Below are 18129 nucleotides of genomic sequence, written 5' to 3' on the forward strand. Positions count from 1 at the left end.
ACGGGCGGTGGCGGCACCCCCGAACCCCGGACGGCGCCGCGCGCCGCGGACAGCGGAAAGGGGCGCGGGTATGCGGAAGCGGACGAGGCGTACGGCCTGGTCGCTCACCTACTTCCTGCTGGGCGGCGCGTGCCTGCTGATCGCCGTGGTGATGGCGACGGGCCTGGTGACGACGGGGGCCGCGCGCGGGCTGGGACCCCTGATCCCGGTCCTGATCCTCGGCATCCCGGGTGCGGTGCTGACGTTCCGCGCGCCGGTGTTCGGCGTCTCCTACGGGCCGGCCGGGGTGAAGTACTCCGGGCTGCTCGGAGCGCGCTCCTACGCGTGGGCGGACATCCGGGAGGTACGGGTGGCCGTCCTGGAGGGCAGGGTCTACACGTCCGACGTCCCGGAGCTGGTGCTGGCCTCCGGCGGGACGGACCCGCTGTACATGCTGGCGGGCCACAGCTCGGGCCGGACCAACAAGCGGGTCAAACGGCTGGTGGCCGAACTCGAGGCGGCGCGCGCGGCCGCGTCCTGACGCGCGCGGCCGGTCGTTCCCCAGACCAGACCAGACCAGACCAGGGCCGTCGGCCTCCCGTTCCCGGCGGGTGGGCGGAGGCGCCGTCACACCGGTCACGGCTGCGCGGAGTCGGCGGTGCCGTCGCCGTCCGCGCCGCCCGGGCCGGCTGCCAAGTCCGGGCCCGGGCGGCGAGCGGCGTGCTCGTGCCCCGGGGACGGCGGTGTCGGCGGGGTGAAGCCGAGGGAGGTCAGCAGGCCGACCGCCGCGTCGCGGTAGTGGGCGGGCAGTTCGCGGTAGATGGTGAGGGCCTCCTCCCAGGAGCGCAGGGCGTCGGCGTCGCGGCCGAGCGCCTGCTGGGCGGCGGCCAGGGCGGTCAGGGAGTTGGCGCGCTGGTCGACGTATCCGGTGATGGTCCGGCCGACGGCCAGCGAGCGCTCCAGGTGGACCAGCGCCTCCTCGGGGCGGCCGGCGGCATAGCGGGCCATGCCGACGACGTTCAGGAGGCTGCACTCCGGGACGCCGCCGAGCCGGCGGATCTCCGGTGCGAGCAGCCGCTCGGCCAGGGCCTGTGCCTCCTCGGACCGGCCGAGCATCAGGAGGCTGCTGGCGAGGTTGGTCTCGCACAGCAGGACCGTCCACCGGGCGGCGCCCGGACCGTCCGCGGCCAGCAGGCGCAGGGCGCGTTCGAAGTGGTCGGCCGCCCCGGCGTAGTCCGCGCAGTTGAAGTGCGAGACCCCCAGGCTGGCCAGCACCAGTGCCTCGACGGCCCGGTCGCCGGCCGCTCGGACGAGCTCCAGGGCCTGCTCGTAGTGCCGGCGGGCCTGCGGCAGGTCGCCCGCGGAGCCCCAGGCGTGCCCCTGGTCGTTCAGGCTGAGGCCCAGGGCGAGCGGGTCGTCGAGCCGGCGGGCGGCGGCCACCGCGGTCCGGCTCACGGCCAGTCGTTCCGCGTGCGGCCCGGTCCGGTGCAGGTAGGGCCACAGCAGTGAGGGGAGCTTCCAGGCGACGTCGTCGTCCTCGTGCTCGAAGGCGTGGGCGGCGGTGGCCAGGAGGTTGGCCCGCTGCTCGTCGCACCACCGCAGCGCCTGGGCGGGGTCGGCGAAGGTGACGGTGCCCAGGTCCCGGGGCGGCGGTGGCAGCGCCACGTGGGGCCGCCCCGGCACCAGCGTCCGGGTGGCGGCACAGGCGTGGTGGAGGCACCAGGCGTACCAGCGCTCCAGGCAGAGGCGGCGGGAGCGTCGGCTTTCCTGCCGCACGCCCTGCTCGGCGGCGAACAGGCGCAGCAGGTCGTGGAAGCGGTAGCTGTCGGCGCGGTGCTCGGTGAGGAGGTGGACGTCGGCCAGCCGGCGCAGGATCCGCGCGCCGCTCCCGCGCTCCAGGCCGCCGAGCACCTCGGCGACCGGCGCCGACAGGTCGACGGCGGGGCTCGTCGCGAGCAGCCCCAGCAGGCGCCGGGCGGGCCCGTCGAGCGCGCGGTAGGAGAAGGAGAAGGCCGTGCGCAGGCAGGCGGACCGGTCGTCGCCGTCCGCGCTGAGGACGTCGAGCCGGTTGCCGGCGAGTTCGGCGGCGAAGTCCGTGAGGTCGTGGTGCGGGCGGTCGCGCAGCCGGGCGGCGGCGAGCGCGACGGCCAGCGGGAGGTGGCCGCAGGCGTCGAGCAGCCGGGCGACGGCCTGCTCCCGGGCCTCGACGCGTTCGGCCCCGAGCACCCGGCGCACCAGGGCGCGGCCCTCGTCCGGGCTGAACTCCGCCAGCTCGATCCGCTGGGCGCCCTCCCGTACGACGAGGCCGGTGAGCCGCTCACGGCTGGTCACGAGGACCGCGCAGCCCCCGGCGCCGGGCAGCAGCGGACGGACCTGCGCGGCGTCCAGGGCGTTGTCCAGGACGATCAGGACCCGCCGGCCGGCCAGCGTGGACCGGTAGAGCGCCGCCGTCTCGTCGAGCCGGGCGGGGATGTCCTCGGCCGGCACGCCCAGGGCGCGCAGGAAGGAGCCCAGGACGGCGTGGGGGTGCTGCGGGCCGGTGGACGACCAGCCGTGCAGGTCGGTGAAGAGCTGGCCGTCGGGAAAGCGGTCCCGGGTGCGGTGGGCCCAGCGCAGCGCCAGGGCCGACTTGCCGGCCCCGGGGGCACCGGTGACGAGCGCGATGGCCCCGGGGGCCGGGGCACGGCCGCCCGGCCCCCCGGGGCCGACCAGGTGGCGTCCGATGGCGCGAAGCTGCGCCTCGCGGCCGACGAAGGCGGGTGACTCCCAGGGGAGTTGGGCGGGACGCGGCAGGGACCGCTGCACCGAGGCGGCCGGCCGCCTCGATGCGGCGGGCTCGCGGGGCGGGGCCGGGTTCGGTGCGCCGGAGCCCAGCAACTCCTGCTGGAGGCAGCGGAGTTCGGGCGACGGGTCGAGGCCCAGCTCCCGCGCGAGGTCGGCCGCGTACCGCCGGTACGCGGCCAGGCCCTCCGCCCGGCGCCCGCTGCGGAGCAGGGCGGTCAGCAGGTGTCGCACCAGGCCGTCGCGCAGGGGAGTGGCCCCGACCAGGCCGATGAGCTCCGGGACGATCCGCTCGTGCCGGCCGGCCGCCAGTTCCAGCTCGAAGAGCCGCTCCAGGGCGGCCATCCGCTGCTCCTCCAGGCCCGCGGCGATGGTGGCGAGGGCGCGGCCCGGCAGGCCGTCCAGGGCGGGGCCGCGCCACAGGTCCAGGGCCTCGCGCAGCAGGGGCGCGCCGTCGGCGCCCGCACGGGCGGCGGCGTCGACCCGGGCGGTGAACTCCCGCGCGTCGACGCGGACCCCGTCCGCGGCGAGGAGGTAGCCCGGCCCGTCGGTACGGATCGGTGAAGGGCGCCGCGGGCCGGGCGAGAGCGCGCGGCGCAGCAGCCCGACCATGTTCCGGACCTGGCGGTCGGCGGTGGCGGGCGGGCACTCGTCCCACACCGCGTCGACGATCCGGGGCACGGACACCGTCCGGCCGACGTGGGCCACCAGCACGGCCAGGAGCGCCTGTTGGAGCCGGCCGCCGACGGCGAGCGGGCCGGAGTCCCGGGCCCGCACCTCCAGCGCCCCCAGGATCCTGAACTCCACCCCATGGCCTCCGGCGATCGAACGGTGCCGTGCGTCGTCCTGCGCCCCGAGCCCCCGTGGCGGGTGCGGCAGGGCCATCCTCGCCCGGGCGCGGCGGCGTGTCCATGGCGCCCTGGACGCGGCGCCGCGCTCCGGGGCGCCCTCCCGCGGCGTGATGGGGTCGTGAGGAATTCATGACGGCCTTGCGCAGGATCGTCACCGGGCCGGACGGCATCCCCCACGACGGACCGTCCCACCGCCCCACCGTTCCCCGCCCGCACCAGCACCGGCACGGTTCCGGCCGCAGGGGTGCGGCCCATCCACCAGAGCACGGAGGAGAACAGATGACCCTCGTCCACCGGCCCCGCCGACGGACGGCGACGGCCGCGGCCGCCGCCACGATCATCATGACCCTGCTGGAGATCGGGGGCATCGGGGCCGGCACCGCCCACGCCGGCACCCGCCCGCCGACGACGAACTGCAACCCCGCCGTGGACCAGACCTGGCTGGACGTGACGTCCCTCCAGGTCGACCCCGTCGTCACCGACTTCCTCGCCGTCTACGTCGCCCCGGGAACCACCGGCCAGCGCACCGAGACCCTGAGCCGGGTGGACTCCGTCACCACCGTCGTCAACCGCAGCACCGAGATCAGCGCCTCGGCGAGCGTGCTCTTCGTCAAGATCGAGGCCAAGGTCGGCTTCTCCGTCCAGAAGACCACCTCGACCACCACCAGCACCACCGTCTCGACCACCTGGAACCTCAACCAGCCCGGCTACTACGGCCTCTACCGCGGCACCCGCCGGGTCCAGGGCGAGTACGCCAAGTTCGTCTGCGCCCAGACCGGCCCGACCACCGGCGTGTGGATCAACGCCTTCCCGGACGGCGGCGGAGGGAGCTTCACCACCTACGAGCTGCCGGAGATCGGCAGCGTCAACTGCGCCCAGACCGAACCGGCCGGCACCCTGCGCCGCACCGCCCAGATCCGCCTCTCCTGCTGACCCGCCCACCCACACCACGACGGAGGAACCCATGACGAACCCGCTGCGGCGCCGGACCGCGGGCGCCCTGCGCACGCTCGGCGCCGGCGTCCTGGCCGCGCTGGCCGGTGCCACACTGCTCGCCGCTCCCGCGTCCGCCGACACCCCGCCGAAGTTCGGCTGGTCCGACTGGAACGGCTGGAGCTGCTCGGGGTACTACCGGATCAACACCCCGGCCGGGCAGGTCCTCGACATGAGCCAGGGCGGCACCTTCTTCGACGGAGCGCTCATCCAGTACCCCTGGAACGGCCAGCGCAACCAGCAGTGGGGCCTGTGCCGGTGGCCGGGCGCCCCCGAGGACACCAGCAGCTACGTGCTGCGCAACCGGCAGAACGGCGACTGCATCGGCAGCTACGACGGCGGGAGCGTGGACGCCTCCTGGATCAGCGTGTTCGACTGCTCGGGCTACATCGGCCCCAACCAGAAGTTCTGGAAGACCGTGGACCCGGCCTCCGGCGCCTTCGTCCTCAAGCTGCAGCACTCCGGCAACTGGCTCGCAGTCGCGGAGGCCGCGAACGCCAACTCCATCGTGGCCCAGTACTCCTACCGGGCGACGGCCTTCACCCTGCAGCAGCTGAACCCGTGACCCCCCGCCCGCCGGCCCGGCCACCGGCCGGCGGGCGGCCACGGGGGAGTCAGGGGACGTAGAGGCTCCGGGCGCCGGTGGCGCTCTCGTCGTCACCGGCGCTGATGCGGCCGAGCTCCTCTCCGTCGCAGTCCGGCCCCGAGTAGAGGGTCACGGCCGTGTCGGTGTTGTTGTCGACGATGCTGGAGTCCTCCAGGGGGTAGCAGCCGGAGGGGTCCGTGTAGACCTCCGCGTTGTTGAGGTAGAGGTTTCCGGTGGCCGCGGCGGCCGGGCCGACGGGCAGGACCAGGGCGGCAGCGGCCATCAACGGGATGCCGAGGGCGGCGCGGCAGGTGATTCTCATATCCTGCGCATATCCATTTCGAGCCGGTGCCGTGGCCGGGACGGACAGGCGTCGCCCCTGGAGGGCGGGCCCGCTGGGCCGAATGCCGGACACCCCGCGCCGCCGGCGGCCTCGTACCCGGCGATACCGAGGCCGGTCGGCCGGACGTCCACGGCGGTCACGACGCGGCACGCAACTCAACCCGTAGGGGTGGCTCCGGCACGATCGGGGCCCGGAGCGGGCGCCGGAGCGGGAGACTGCCGATCATGGGGGTCCTTGCACAGCCGCGATTCCACATGCCGTTCCGGTCCAGGCTCAACCCGCACGTCGATCAGGCCCGCGCACACGCCAGGGAGTGGGCCGGGCGGATGGGCATGTTCGACGAGGAGTACCTGGAGTGGCCGGAGCGATGGAGCGAGGACGCGTTCGGCCGGGCGGACTTCCCGCTGTTCGTCGCCCTGACCCACCCGGACGCCGGCGCCCACGAGTTGGAGCTCGTCACGGACTGGCACGTCGCCTTGTGGTTCGTCGACGATCTGTTCCTGCCGCTCGTCCGGCGCGACCACGACCGGGCGTCGGCCGAGGCCCGGGCGGAACGGCTGATGCGGTTCCTGCCGCTGGACGGCCTCCCACGGCCGCTCGTCCCGGACAATCCGGTGGAGCGGGCCTTCGCCGACCTGTGGTCCGGCACGGCCGCGACCATGACCCTGCCCTGGCGCGACCGGTTCGTCGGCAGCGTGCGGCGCTTCCTGGACGGAGTGCTGTGGGAACTCGACCACGTCGACCACGCCGTGACCGACCTGATCGAGTACCTCGGGGCCCGCCGCGACTTCGGCGGCCTGCAGTTCACCGCCGTGCTGATGGAACATGCGGTCGGCGAGCTCCCGCGGCACGTCCACGGCCGCCGCGAGTTCCGCACCGCCCTGGACGCGTTCGTGGACGGCGTCAGCCTGCACAACGACATCGTGTCCTACGACCGGGAGGCCGCCGAGGGCACGGTCGGCAACAACGGTGTGGAGGTGACCCGCAAGGTCCTCGGAACCGACCGGCGCGGCGCCGAGGACATCGTCAACGTCCTGCTGACCGCCAGGGTGCACACCCTCGCCGGGGCCCCCGGGACCGTACCCCCCGACGCGGTGGAATTCGTCGGAGCCCTGCAGGAGGCACTGGCCGGTTCCTACCGGTGGCACGAGCTGACCGGCCGCTTCGGCCGAACGGCCTTCGGAGCCCTCGCGAAGCCCCGCGGGCTGGGCACCTCGGCGGCCTACGCCTTCCGGCCCGCGTCCTCGGCCGGGCCCCGGTCGACGTCGCCGTCGTCGCCGGCCGCGATCCCGTAGTCCTCGCCTACCGGTGGTCCTGCTGTCCCGCCGGCACCGTCGCCGTCTTGCCGGGCGCCCGCGGGCCCAGGAGCTCGCGAGCGCCCGGCAAGAGGGCGGGAAGACCACACGACCCTTCGGACGCGCGTCGGGTCGAGGCCGTGACCCGTGATCGACAAGGTCGTTGGTGATCCTCAGGGCAGGACGGGGGCCACATCCGTGAAGGCCGTCGCAAAGGCGTGCCCCCTTCGCCGGCTGTCCGGTCGAACGCGCACCGGACCACTTCCAGGGAGGTACAAGCATGTTTCCACCACGCGCTGCCACCGGCCCGGTTCGGACCCCTGTGGGGCTGCGAGGCCGAGGCCGCCGTCCTGGCCCTCTGCGACGACCTCGCCGCGGCCCTGACCGGCCCGGTCGCCCCCGCCGCGGCCGCGCGTATCGGCGCCCTGTGCGACCAGGTCGGCCTCCGGGCGGCCGAACCGCAGTCCCACTCCGTCCCCTCCCCGCTCGACGCGCCCACCCCCTGCTGAACCGCCGGTCGTCCCCGTACGCCCACGACGTACGCCCGTGACCCGGGTATCCGAACACCCACCCGCGCCCGCCCCGTCCCCGCGAGCAGCCGTCGGCCACGAGCAGGCAGCAGCACCTCCGCAGGAACCCGGACGAACGACCGCACCGTCCCCCGACACCGCACGCCGGCCCCGACCCCGCCCACGTTCCCGCCCCTGCTCGCCCGTCCCGGAGAACTCGACGTCACCGCACCCGAGTCGGCGCGCACGCTGGAGCACGCCGGGCGGTTGGTGTGCGACTTCCACGACGGGATCGACGAGGGCCCGGCCCGCCACGACGGGCCCGATCCCGCGCTCCTCGCCGAGCTGTCCGCCCCGTCCACGGAAGGGCCGAACGATGCGCGGCAGTTGATGTCACCGCACCCCCGGCAGCGACCGGCGGGTCCGGCGCGGGCATCGTCCCGTAGGGCGGGCAGGGACTCCTCGAGGCGGCGCCGGCGGCGTTCGGGCCTGGCGGCAGGCGGGGCAGCCGACGGCTGTCCTCGGCCGGGGGCCGCAGACTCACGGTCCGCGGCCGGGCGAGCACCGTCGCACGGTCGGGCGCGGCCCGGAACAGCGTCAGCGGAACGGCGAGCAGGGCGAACCCGCGTCGGCGACTGCCGCGTTCGCTGCTGGAGCTCACCGACGCCGCCACGCAACCCGTCCACGAAGCGGACGAGATGTTCGCGGCCATCGGCGCGCTCCAGGGCGCCCGCCCGGGGCCTCGAGCCCCGGCGGCGATCATGCGCGAAATAATCTTGGAAGGACACCGTCAAGCCGGGTACGATCCGCCGAGTACGAATCCGGGGGACTACACGGAGCTATCGGCTCGAGGTTCTTCTGCCGGGACAGGTGGCAGTGTGCCCGAAGCACGGGTGCCACGTCCTGACCGGCGGCGACCAGAGGTCCGGTTGGCACGCCGTGCGTAATGGGGGATGAGTCATGGCTGAAACCTGGACCGCGATGAGCCATGGGCTTCTCCGGCAGGCCGGCTTCGCACTGGACACACTGGATCCGTTGGCGCACGACCTCAGCGCCGAGCTGTCGGCGGCGCGAGCCGCGACGGACCACGCGGCCGAACTGGCCGACCAACTGGCGAAGATGATCCGCCAGGGTGACGTCGACGGCCGGCAGCGAGCGTTGTCCCGGCTCGGGCTGTTACGCGACCTCGCCGAAGAGGACGCCGCCGGGCTGCCGGCCGAGTTCGCCGAGCCACTGACGGGATATCAGGATGCGCTGCGGGGCCTGAAGAACAGTGTTTCCGCACTAGAGCAGCGGTACGCGGCAGCGCTGGAGGGGTCCCGGCGGTACGTCGCCCGGCTGTTCCGCGAGGACACCGCGCTTCGGCAGGTGCTTCTGCTCTCCAACGAGGCCCACTACCCGCGTTTCGCGTCCTGGCTGGACCGGGACGGCGCGCTGTCCGACCGGACCGGCCGCCGGATGACCGACCTGCTCACGATGTACCTGCAGCGGGTCGCTTCGAAGAACGAGACCACCTCCCACTTCGGGCCGGTGAGTGTGGGCTCCCTCACGCTCGAAGCGGGCGATCGGGACACGGCGGACGGTCTCACCTGGACGGATGGCCCGATCGAGCGCGTCGCCTTCTTCAGCCACTGGGCGGCGGAGCGCCTCGCGGAGACCTTCAGCGCCGACCCGCGGCTGCGCGGCCGGGTCCGGCCCCGCCTGCGACCGCTGGCCTTCCGGGACGGCGACCGGATCGACCTGTTCGCCTTCCGCACCCGGACCGGCATGCCCGGCGACTGGCGATTCGTGGTGGTGGGCAGCTCCGCCGTGGACGAGGCGGCCGACTGGCTGTGGTGCCACTGCGACGCCCGGCGCACCGTCGACGAACTCCACCGGGAATGGGCGGCGGGCACCGGACGCCCGGGCGCCGAACTGGACGAGGCGCTGAGCCGGGCCGAGGCGGACGGTTGGCTGGTGACGGCGGCGGAGATCCCGATCGGCGCCGTCAGGCCGCTCGACACGCTCAGTGAGCTGGTGGCAGAGGCGGACGGCGACGCCGGTGACCTCCACGCGGCCCTGGAACGCTTCGACCGCTTCCTCGCGGAGTTCCCGCTCGCCGCGGCGGCTGATCGGGCCGCGCTCCTCGCCTCGCTCAAGTCCGACTTCGAGGCGCTGACCGGTGGGGCCGCCGAGCGCCCCGGCGGCACCCACTACGCGGACCGGTCCCTCTTCTACGAGGAGGCGCACGGACCCCAGCGTGACCTGGTCGTCGGCCCGGGCCTCACCGACTTCGTCACCGGCGAGCTGACGCCCGTGTACGGGCTCGTCCTGCTCGCCCCGCGTCTGCGGATGCGGCGGGAGCGCGCGATCCTGACGCGGTGGGCACAGGACCGCTTCGGTATCGGTGTGGACGTCCCGTTGCACCACTTCTACCAGGCGTTCTTCGCCGACCGTCCGGAGCTGGAAGCCGCCTGCGCCGAGGTGGACGACGAGATCGCCGCCGTGGAGCGCGAGCTCAGGAAGGTCCTGCTCCCGGACACGGGCGAGGGCGCGGACCGGCGCGAGGTGCAGGTCGACCGAACGCGCCTCGAGGAGCTGATCGCCCGGCACTCGGGCGATGTGCCGGCCCTGTGCAGCCCCGACGTGATGCTCGCCGCCCGGGACGTCCGGGCCCTGGCCGATGGGGACTTCACGGCTGTGGTCGGGGACTGCCACGCCCTGCGTGACCCGCTCACCCACTCCAGTCTCGCCCCGTTGCTGGCCGCCCGCGCCGACGGCATCGTGGCCGAGGCCCAGCAGCGGTACGAGGAACTGCTGGATCCCGACGAGATCATCGTCGACCTGGCGCGTGCCCACCTCGACAAGACCGGTGCCCAACTGACCTACCCCTGCCCGGACGTCGAGGTGCACGGGCGGTCCGGCAAACCGCGCGACCAGGTCGTCCAGCCCGCACAACTGTCGGTGACGGTGGCGCCCGAGCACCTCGAGCTGCGAGCCCGGGGGGTGTCCGGCCGGCTGCGGCTCAAGTCCCCCTTCGCCGGTGGTCCGGGCATCCGCCACGATCCGCTTTCGGTGTTCGCCTTCCCCCGCCACTTCGGTGGAATCGGCATCCGCACCGACGACCTGGCGCACGTTCCCCGCATTCGCTGCGGCCGGGTGGTCCTGAGGCGTGAGAGCTGGCGGGTGCCCGTCTCCGACCTGCGCCCGTGGTCGCCCGGCGGCCACGCGGTGGCCGCGGACACGGCGGCGCACCTGGGGGCCGTACGGCTGCGCGAGCGGCTCGGGCTGCCCCGGTACTGCTTCGTGAAGATCCCCGGCGAGCCCAAGCCGGTCTTCCTGGACTGGGAGGCGCCCCTGCTGGTGCGCCAGCTCGTCCGGCTCGTCAAGGGCGCCGAGGGGGCGCTGGAATTCAGCGAGATGCTGCCCGGGCCCGACGGGCTCTGGCTGGAGGTGGACGGCCGCCGCCACACCAGCGAGCTGCGCTGCACGGTCTTCTCCCGGACGGACGCGCCCGCGTAGCCCGGCCGTTCCCCGAGCGCGGGCTGACGCACCCGCCGGCCCGCCCCTCCACCCCCTCCACGCGCGCCCGCGCCTGCCCTCGCCCGCCTGTCGGCAGGGCCCTCGGCAGGCCGCGGTGCCCAGCCCGTACGGGCTCCCACCCTCCCACGAGCCGAGAGGTTCTCTTGATGGCGACCACGGACAGCCCGAGCCCGCCGGCCCGGTACTCCCGTTCCCCCCTCGCGTCGGGCCGACCCCGGTGGTCACTGGCGCCCACCGCGCTCGTCCGCCAGGCCGGCTTCCCGCTCGAACTGCTCTCCGGTCTGGTCGACGAGGGCGCCGACGCCGAGGCACGCGCCCTGTTCGACCGGTACGCCGCACTGCTGGAGGCCGCGGCCGCGGCGAAGGAGGAGCTGAAGCGGCCCCCGGTGGCCGCCGACGAGGCCCTCAGCAGGGCCGTCGGCGACGCGATCGGCAACGCGATCGGCATGCTGCGGCCGCTGACCGAGCCGGACCTGGCCGCGGCCACGCGCGAACTGGGCCCACGGAGCGGTCCGTTGGCCGGTTTCCAGAACCAGGTCACGGAACTGCGGCGGGCCTGCCGGGAGTTCGCCGAGAGTCACGCGCAGCGGATGTGGGAGGGGCGACTGGCCGTCGCCGAGGTCTTCGCCGACGAACGGCTCCGGGACGTCCTGCTGCTGTCGAACGACGCCGCCGCACCCCAGTTCCTGGCCTGGCTGGACGCCTTCGACCCGACGGTGACCGGTCGTCGGCGCGCCCACGCACAGAAGATGACCGACCTGCTCACGATGTACCTCCAGCGAGTCACCACGAAGAACGAGACCCACTCGCACTTCGGACCTCTGAACGTCGCCCGGGTCGCAGGCGGGGGGACACTCGACTGGACCGACGGATCCGCCGTCCTGCGCCGCGCCTACGTCAGCCACTGGGCGGCGGCCCGGCTGGCCAGGAAGCTCGGCGAGGACCCCGCCCTGCGCACGCTCGTCCGGCCCCGCCGGCTGCCGTTCGCCTTCCTCGACCAGGGCGACGGCGCTCACACAGGCGTCGACCTCTACTCGTGCGGCGTGGAGTCGGCCCCGGGTGTCGACTGGCGCTTCGACCGGATCGGACGCGTCGCCGTCGGTCCGGCCCAGGACTGGCTGCTGCGCCGACTCGACGGCGTCCGGACGCTGGAGGAACTGTCCGCCGAGTGGTACGGCAGGTTCGGGGCCTCCGCCGACGGCGACGGCGACGACGGCCCCGGGTTCGACGAGGCGCTCGCCGACCTCGCCGACCGCGGCCTGGCCACCGCCTGGCCGGAGGTACCCGTCGGGGATCCCCGGCCGCTCGCCGCACTGCGCGCGCAGCTCGTCGCCGCCGACGCCGGAGACCACCCCGCGATGGCGTGGACGGCTGAGCTGGAAGCCGCCGTCGCCGCCTTCGCCCAGGCCCCGTACCCCGAACGGCCGACCGCGCTCGCCGCTCTGAAAGCCCGCTTCGAGGAGCTCACGGCCGGCCCGGCGAACCGCTTCGGAGGCCACCACTACGCCGACCGCAGCGTGGTGTGGGAGGAGGCCCACGGCGAGCTCGACGACCTGCGGATCGGCTCGGAACTCGCCGAGGTCCTCAGCGAGGAGCTGGCGTTCGTCTACGAGATCGCGCTCGCGGCCCCCCGCCTGCGGCTGCGCCTGGAGACCGACATCCTCACCCGCTGGTTCCGCGACCGTTTCGGCCCGGACCGCCCCGTTCCGCTGGCCGACTTCTACCGTGCGTTCGTCGAGGACCGCGAGCAACTCGCCCTGCGCTGCTCCGACGTGACGACGGAGGTGGACCGGCTGCGGGCCACCGTGGCCCGGCAGCTGCTCGGCACGGCCGACCCGGCGGCCCGCGAGATCGTCGTGCCCGACGAGCGGATCGATGAACTCAGGGCCGGTCTCCCCCAGGGGCCCGCCGCCTTCTGTAACCCGGACGTGCTGCTCGCCGCGAGCGGGCCGCAGGCCCTGGCCGCAGGAGAGTTCCAGGTCGTCGTCGGAGAACTGCACGCGGGCCGGGACCTGCTGACCCACAGCAGCCTCTCGGTCCAAGCCGTCGAGCGCGCGCCCCGACTGACCGAGGAGATCGAAGCGCGGTACCGGACCCTCCTGGCCGAGGACGAGATCCTCGTGGACGTGCTGCGCGGCCATCAGGACAAGACCGCCTGCCAGCAATCCTTCCCGGGACCGGACCTGGAGATCCTGGGCCGCTCGCCGAAGGACCGCGCCGATGTCCTGCACCCCTCGGACCTCCACCTGCTCCTGAACGGCCCCCGGCTGGAGCTACGCACCCAAGGGCGACCGGAAAGGATCCGGCTGCTCGCACCCCCCGCCGGCGGCTACACCCTCATGGACGACCCGCTGGCGCCCTTCGCGTTCCCGCGTCTGCACGGCGGCAACGGCCTCGACCTCGGCGAGCTCCCGCACGTTCCGCGCATCCGCCACCGGCGCACCGTCCTGCAGCGCGAACTCTGGCGGATCCCCGCCTCGGAGCTGCGCGGGTGGTCGCCCACCGGCAGTCCGGTGAAGGCCGACGACGCGGCCGAGTACCTCACCGCCTGCCGGCTGCGCGCCCGGTACGGGTGGCCGCGCCGAGTGTTCGCGAAGCTGCCCGGCCAGCCCAAGCCCGTCTACGTGGACTGGGACGCCCCTCTGATCGTCCGGCAGTTCTTCCGGCTGGTGCGCGGGGTCGAGGGAACGGTCGTGATCTCCGAGCTGCTGCCGTCCACCGAGCAGCGCTGGCTGCGGGTGAACGGAGCGTCGTACACGAGCGAGCTGCGCTACGCCGTGTTCGCCCCGAACGACGGCGGAGCAGCCGACGGACAGCCGGCATGACCCGGACCGCGGGTTCCGAGACCGCCTACCGCAGGCTGCTCACGGCCTCGACCATATCCGCGCTGGGCGACGGCGTCCGGTTCTCGGCCCTGCCGCTGTTGGCCGCGGCCCTGCTCGACTCCCCTTTCGCGGTCAGCCTGGTCACCGCCTCCTCCACCCTGCCCTGGCTGTTGCTCAGCCTCCCGATCGGCGCCCTGGCGGACCGGTGCGACCGGCGTGCGCTGATGGTCGCCGCCGACCTCCTGCGGGCCGGCGCGCTCGCCATCGCCGTGGTCCTGCTGCTGAACGACGCACTGCACCTGTGGTCCCTGGTGGCCGTCGCGTCGGTGCTCGGCATCGGTGAGGTCCTCTTCGACTGCGCCTCGTTCGCCGTGCTGCCCGCACTGGTGACGGCCGAGCGCCTGCCCTCCGCGAACGGGCGGTTGTTCACCTCCCAGACGCTGAGCCGCGACATGGTCGGGCACGTCCTCGGCGGCTGGCTCTTCGGGATCGGCCAGTTCGTGCCGCTGTTGGTGAACACCGTCTCGTTCCTGCTGTCGGCCGGCTTCCTCAGCGCTCTGCCGGCCAGCCGGTCGAGCCGTCCCGACACCCCCCGCAAGCTGCTCCAGGAGATCGCCGAAGGCATCGCCTTCGTCGCCCGCGACCGCCTGATGCGGGCGCTCACGCTCGCGGCGGGACTCGTCAACGCCGTCTACCTCGGGCAGATCGCGATCTTCGTCCTGCTGATCCGGGAGACCTTGCACGTCCCCGCGTCCAGCTACGGCCTGTTCGTCGCCGCCTCCGCGCTCGGAGGGGTGCTGGGCGGCGCGGTCGCGGACCGGGTCACCCGTTGGCTGGGACGCGCCCGCGCGCTCGCCGCCGCCCTCGCGGTGGTCGCCGCCTGCGGCCCCGTCATCGCCGCCACCACCAGCCCATGGGTCGTCGGCGCCGCCAACCTCGCCTCCGGCGCCGCCATCATGGTCTGGAACGTCGTGGCCGTCTCCGTACGCCAATCCCTGGTGCCCGAGCAGATGTTGGGGCGCTCCATCGGCGTCTACCGGCTCTTCGCCTGGGGCACGATGCCGCTCGGCGCCGCCCTCTACGGTCTGCTCGCCGACCTCTGGGGCACGCGCGCCGCGTTCCTCGCCGGCAGCCTCCTGGCGGTGGCGGCCCTGCTGCTGGTCGTCCCCGCCCTGCTGTCCGAGGCCCGGCTCGCCAGGGCCGATCCGGCCGTGCCCGCCGTCGACCAACCGAAGTCATAGCCCTGCGATGAAGGGACAGTCGTGATTGCTGTAGAGAATGAGGCCGCCCTGGTCGGCATGGCGGTGTTCCGTGCCGCCGCCGAGGTGCGCAACCGGACCGTCGTCACCGCGGGCGGGGAGCGCCACCCGGTCTCGCCGGTGTCGGGCGGGTTCGTCGCACTGCGTCCGCGCGGATTCGAGCAGGACCTGACCGCGTCGCTCGGTGCCCTCGGCTGGGGGCGCCCGGTGGCCTTCGTCGGGGACCAGTGGGGGCTGGCAGGGTTCGCCGCCGCGGCCACCGAGTCCGCCCTGCTGGAGGCGCCGTCCGGGGCCGCCCGGACGGGAGTGTCCTTCGTGATGCCCGACGCGTTCCTCGCCCGCAGGAAGTCGGCCATCGAGCGTCGGCTGGAACGATGTCGCACGAAGCCGCGGGGTGCCGTCCAGACCGTCCACGCGGTCGGGGTAGGCCCCTGGACCGTCGCCGACCCCGCAGAGGCCGTCCGGGCGCTCGAAGGCGTCGAGGACATCGTCATGTCGGACTGGACGCACGCCAACACCTTCCCGTTGCTGCCCGACCACGACCGGCTGACCGCACACGTCCTGCCGTACGAGTTCGGCGACTTCGACGCCAACATCCACCACGTCGACGACGCGTTGCGCGGCCTCCACGAGAAGGGGGTCGACCGGGTCGGCCTGCTCATCGAGGGGAATCCGGACACCTACGACGTCCTGGACGGCCTTCCCGTCACCAACCGGGAGATCAGGGTCACCCCCGGTGTGCCGATCGGCCTGCTCGCCGCCTCCCACAACGCGGATCGCTTCCGCACCGACCCGTTCGCGCGCTCCTTCGCCTACTTCTCGGGCCTGCACAGTCGGCACAAGCTCCCCGCCGAGCAGTTCCTCGGCGAGCTCACCTGCTACCTCGCCGCCGGAATCACCTGCGTGCTGGTCGAGATGTACAAGGGCGACGTCGAACTCGCCCTGCGCGCCGCCCGGCTGAGCGGACGTCCGGCCACCGCCGTGCTGATGAGCGACTACTTCTCCGGCTCGGAGAACACCCTCGTCCTGAACCGGCCCGACGCCGAGGCCGCCCATCACGCCGCCGAGGCCACCCGAGGCGGCCTGTGCACCATGCTCATCACCGACGAGGAACTGCGATGACCTCCGCGCCGACCCCCGGCCCCGCCCTGCCCGCCGTCCTCTTCGACGCCGCCGACACCCTCGTCGAGCTCGTGCCCGCGATACCCGAGCTGCTCTCCACCGCCTGGCTCGGCCGGGACGGGGCCCCCGACACCACCGCCGTCCGCCAGGCGCTGTGGGCCATCGGCTCCGAAGGCGACTGGCCCGACGACGAACCCGACCCCGAGCGACGACTCGCCATGTGGAGCCGGTTCTGCCGCGAGGCGCTGCGCAGGGCCGGGGGCAACGCCTCGGCCGAGGCGGCCGAGCGCGCGGCCCGGCACATCCTCGACCCGGCCCGGTACCGTGCCTACCCCGACGCCGTACCGTGCCTGCGGGCCCTGCGCGCGGCCGGCCACCCGCTCGCCCTGGTCTCCAACTTCGACCGGTGGCTGCGCGACATCCTCGACGGCACCGGCCTCACGGGGCTCTTCGACACCGTCGTCATCAGCAGCGAGGTCGGGTTGGAGAAGCCCGGACCGGAGATCTTCGTCCTCGCCTGCGAACGGCTCGGCCGTCCACCGGGGGAGTGCGTCTTCGTCGGCGACTCGGTCGTCATCGACGTCGAGGGAGCCCAGAGGGCGGGTCTGCATCCAGTCCTGCTCGACCGCTACGCTCGCTTCCCCGGCTTCACGGGCCCCCGCGTCACCACCCTGGACGGCTTCGCGGCCCTGGCCACCCATCTCCCGATCCCCGCCGGAAGGACCGCCCAGTGACGACAGACCCCCGACACGGCGAGCCGGACACCCACGAGCTGGACACCCACGAGCTGGACACCCACGAGGTGGCCGTCCGGGTGGCCCGGGAACGCGGGATCGAACTGCGCGGCCTCGCCGGGGAGGGCGTGGACTTCGCCGTCTACCGCGCCCACTGCGCCACCCACGGCGAGGTCGCCCTGCGCGTTCCCCGGCACCGGGTCTACTCCGCGCCCTACGGGCGGGTGGAGGCCGGTGACCTCGTCCGCCAGGAGCACGAGATCGCCGGGCTCCTCGCCCGCCAGGGCCTGCCCACCGCCCCCGCGCTCGAACTGATCACCATGGCGGACGGCCTCGTCGTCTCCCTCGCGGGCTACGTGCGGCACGACGGGCTGACGGTTTCCCCGAAGGAGGTCGGTGCGTTCCTGGCGGCCCTCCACCGGGTGGAGCCACCGTCGATCGAACTCGCCTACCAGGAGCCCGGGGACTTCCCGTCCTTCCTCACCACGCGGCTGGTGACCCGTCACGCGACCCTGCGCGGGTTCGCCCCCGACCTGCCCGAGCTGCCCCATCCCGACGGGATGCGCGCGGTGCTCGAAGCCGAGGAGGGCGAGCCGCGCCTGCTGCACCTGGACGTCCGTCGGCAGAACCTGCTCGGCAGCGGGGGGCGGCTCACCGCCGTCGTCGACTGGTCCAACGCCCTGGTCGGCCCGGTCCTGATGGAGCTGGCCAGGGTCGCCGAGTACGCCAGGCTGGCGGACAACGGCATCGACGCGGACGGCATCCTGGCCGGCTACGCGGACTCGGCCGAGCTGCCCGACCTGTACTCCAGGGCCGCCCTCCTGCACCGGCTCGACACCGTCGTGATGCTGGCGCTGGTCTTCCACTCGGTGGCCCCCGACCCGGCCCGCGCGGCCGATCTGACCGCCCGCGCCCGCCACCTGCTGGAGCGCCTCCGAGGCTGAACCGCCACACGGCCGGCGTCCGACACCGGACACCTTGATCATCCTGTGGGACTGCACCGGCGACCCGAACGAGAAGTTCCAGCTCATCGCCGTACAGGCCTGACCGTAACTCCGGATCAAGAGTGGTGGGGTGACCGTGGCCGGATGCCACGGTCACCCTTCCGGTTTCAGCCGGTTTCAGCCGGTTTCAGCCGGTTCGGCCGATTCGGCCGTGAGCGGCCCGTGGAACGCGCCGTCGCCCCACCGTCGGCGGCGAGGTACCGCGCGGACGTGAGGTCCCGGGGGATGCCGGATTCGTTGGCGCTGGTGCCAATGGTGATGGCCAAGCCCTTCTGGTTCGTGGCACGGCTGTACATGGCGGTCAGCGGGCTGAGGACCAGCACGAC

General features: G+C 73.8%; 14 protein-coding genes. 11 read left to right on the forward strand and 3 right to left on the reverse strand.

Annotation, left to right across the window (positions count from 1 at the left end):
- Window positions 1-70: 70 nt before the first annotated feature.
- Window positions 71-520, forward strand: coding sequence for a hypothetical protein (locus ACLWS4_RS23475; protein WP_117484862.1), 450 nt, complete (start codon window positions 71-73; stop codon window positions 518-520).
- A 95-nt stretch (window positions 521-615) separates the two neighbouring features.
- On the opposite strand, the gene ACLWS4_RS23480 is transcribed toward ACLWS4_RS23475, so the two are convergent.
- Window positions 616-3567: an AfsR/SARP family transcriptional regulator gene (locus ACLWS4_RS23480; protein ID WP_416875145.1), complete on the reverse strand. Its 2952-nt coding sequence runs from the start codon at window positions 3565-3567 to the stop codon at window positions 616-618.
- A gap of 323 nt (window positions 3568-3890) precedes the next feature.
- Here ACLWS4_RS23480 and ACLWS4_RS23485 point away from each other — a divergent pair, with 323 nt between their 5' ends.
- Together ACLWS4_RS23485 and ACLWS4_RS23490 are read left to right on the forward strand one after the other, a co-directional pair.
- A complete protein-coding gene (locus ACLWS4_RS23485) occupies window positions 3891-4544 on the forward strand; it encodes a hypothetical protein (protein ID WP_049649252.1) in 654 nt (217 codons plus the stop codon).
- A gap of 31 nt (window positions 4545-4575) precedes the next feature.
- Window positions 4576-5169: an RICIN domain-containing protein gene (locus tag ACLWS4_RS23490; protein WP_416875146.1), complete on the forward strand. Its 594-nt coding sequence runs from the start codon at window positions 4576-4578 to the stop codon at window positions 5167-5169.
- A gap of 49 nt (window positions 5170-5218) precedes the next feature.
- On the opposite strand, the gene ACLWS4_RS23495 is transcribed toward ACLWS4_RS23490, so the two are convergent.
- Entirely contained in the window at window positions 5219-5512 is a 294-nt protein-coding gene (locus tag ACLWS4_RS23495) for a hypothetical protein (protein WP_416875147.1), read from the reverse strand.
- 245 nt (window positions 5513-5757) lie between these two features.
- Here ACLWS4_RS23495 and ACLWS4_RS23500 point away from each other — a divergent pair, with 245 nt between their 5' ends.
- The 8 genes from ACLWS4_RS23500 to ACLWS4_RS23535 all read left to right on the forward strand — a co-directional run bounded on the left by ACLWS4_RS23500 (window position 5758) and on the right by ACLWS4_RS23535 (window position 17743).
- Window positions 5758-6828, forward strand: a complete 1071-nt coding sequence (locus ACLWS4_RS23500) for a terpene synthase family protein (RefSeq protein WP_416875148.1) — start codon at window positions 5758-5760, stop codon at window positions 6826-6828.
- Window positions 6829-7046: 218 nt separating this feature from the next.
- Window positions 7047-7337, forward strand: coding sequence for a hypothetical protein (locus ACLWS4_RS23505; RefSeq protein ID WP_049649248.1), 291 nt, complete (start codon window positions 7047-7049; stop codon window positions 7335-7337).
- A 960-nt stretch (window positions 7338-8297) separates the two neighbouring features.
- The gene (locus ACLWS4_RS23510) at window positions 8298-10838 is read left to right on the forward strand and encodes a lantibiotic dehydratase (protein ID WP_387975297.1); all 2541 of its coding nucleotides are present in this window, start codon (window positions 8298-8300) and stop codon (window positions 10836-10838) included.
- A 167-nt stretch (window positions 10839-11005) separates the two neighbouring features.
- Window positions 11006-13684: a lantibiotic dehydratase gene (locus tag ACLWS4_RS23515; protein WP_049649246.1), complete on the forward strand. Its 2679-nt coding sequence runs from the start codon at window positions 11006-11008 to the stop codon at window positions 13682-13684.
- Window positions 13588-14925 carry an MFS transporter gene (locus tag ACLWS4_RS23520; protein ID WP_416875183.1) on the forward strand — a complete coding sequence of 446 codons (1338 nt, stop codon included), beginning with the start codon at window positions 13588-13590 and terminating at the stop codon, window positions 14923-14925. The genes ACLWS4_RS23515 and ACLWS4_RS23520 overlap by 97 nt, the downstream gene beginning before the upstream one ends.
- Before the next feature lie 21 nt (window positions 14926-14946).
- Window positions 14947-16065 carry a hypothetical protein gene (locus ACLWS4_RS23525; protein ID WP_380775450.1) on the forward strand — a complete coding sequence of 373 codons (1119 nt, stop codon included), beginning with the start codon at window positions 14947-14949 and terminating at the stop codon, window positions 16063-16065.
- Complete coding sequence (locus tag ACLWS4_RS23530; RefSeq protein WP_049649243.1) at window positions 16062-16799, forward strand: HAD family hydrolase; 738 nt, start codon at window positions 16062-16064, stop codon at window positions 16797-16799. Before ACLWS4_RS23525 ends, ACLWS4_RS23530 begins: the two co-directional genes overlap by 4 nt.
- On the forward strand, window positions 16796-17743 hold the full coding sequence (locus ACLWS4_RS23535; RefSeq protein ID WP_380775448.1) for a phosphotransferase family protein: 948 nt from the start codon (window positions 16796-16798) through the stop codon (window positions 17741-17743). The genes ACLWS4_RS23530 and ACLWS4_RS23535 overlap by 4 nt, the downstream gene beginning before the upstream one ends.
- A 167-nt stretch (window positions 17744-17910) precedes the next feature.
- On the opposite strand, the gene ACLWS4_RS23540 is transcribed toward ACLWS4_RS23535, so the two are convergent.
- Complete coding sequence (locus ACLWS4_RS23540; RefSeq protein ID WP_416875149.1) at window positions 17911-18126, reverse strand: hypothetical protein; 216 nt, start codon at window positions 18124-18126, stop codon at window positions 17911-17913.
- Window positions 18127-18129: the final 3 nt, after the last annotated feature.

The sequence above is a fragment of the Kitasatospora sp. SC0581 genome (assembly GCF_048159585.1).
Lineage (GTDB): Bacteria > Actinomycetota > Actinomycetes > Streptomycetales > Streptomycetaceae > Kitasatospora.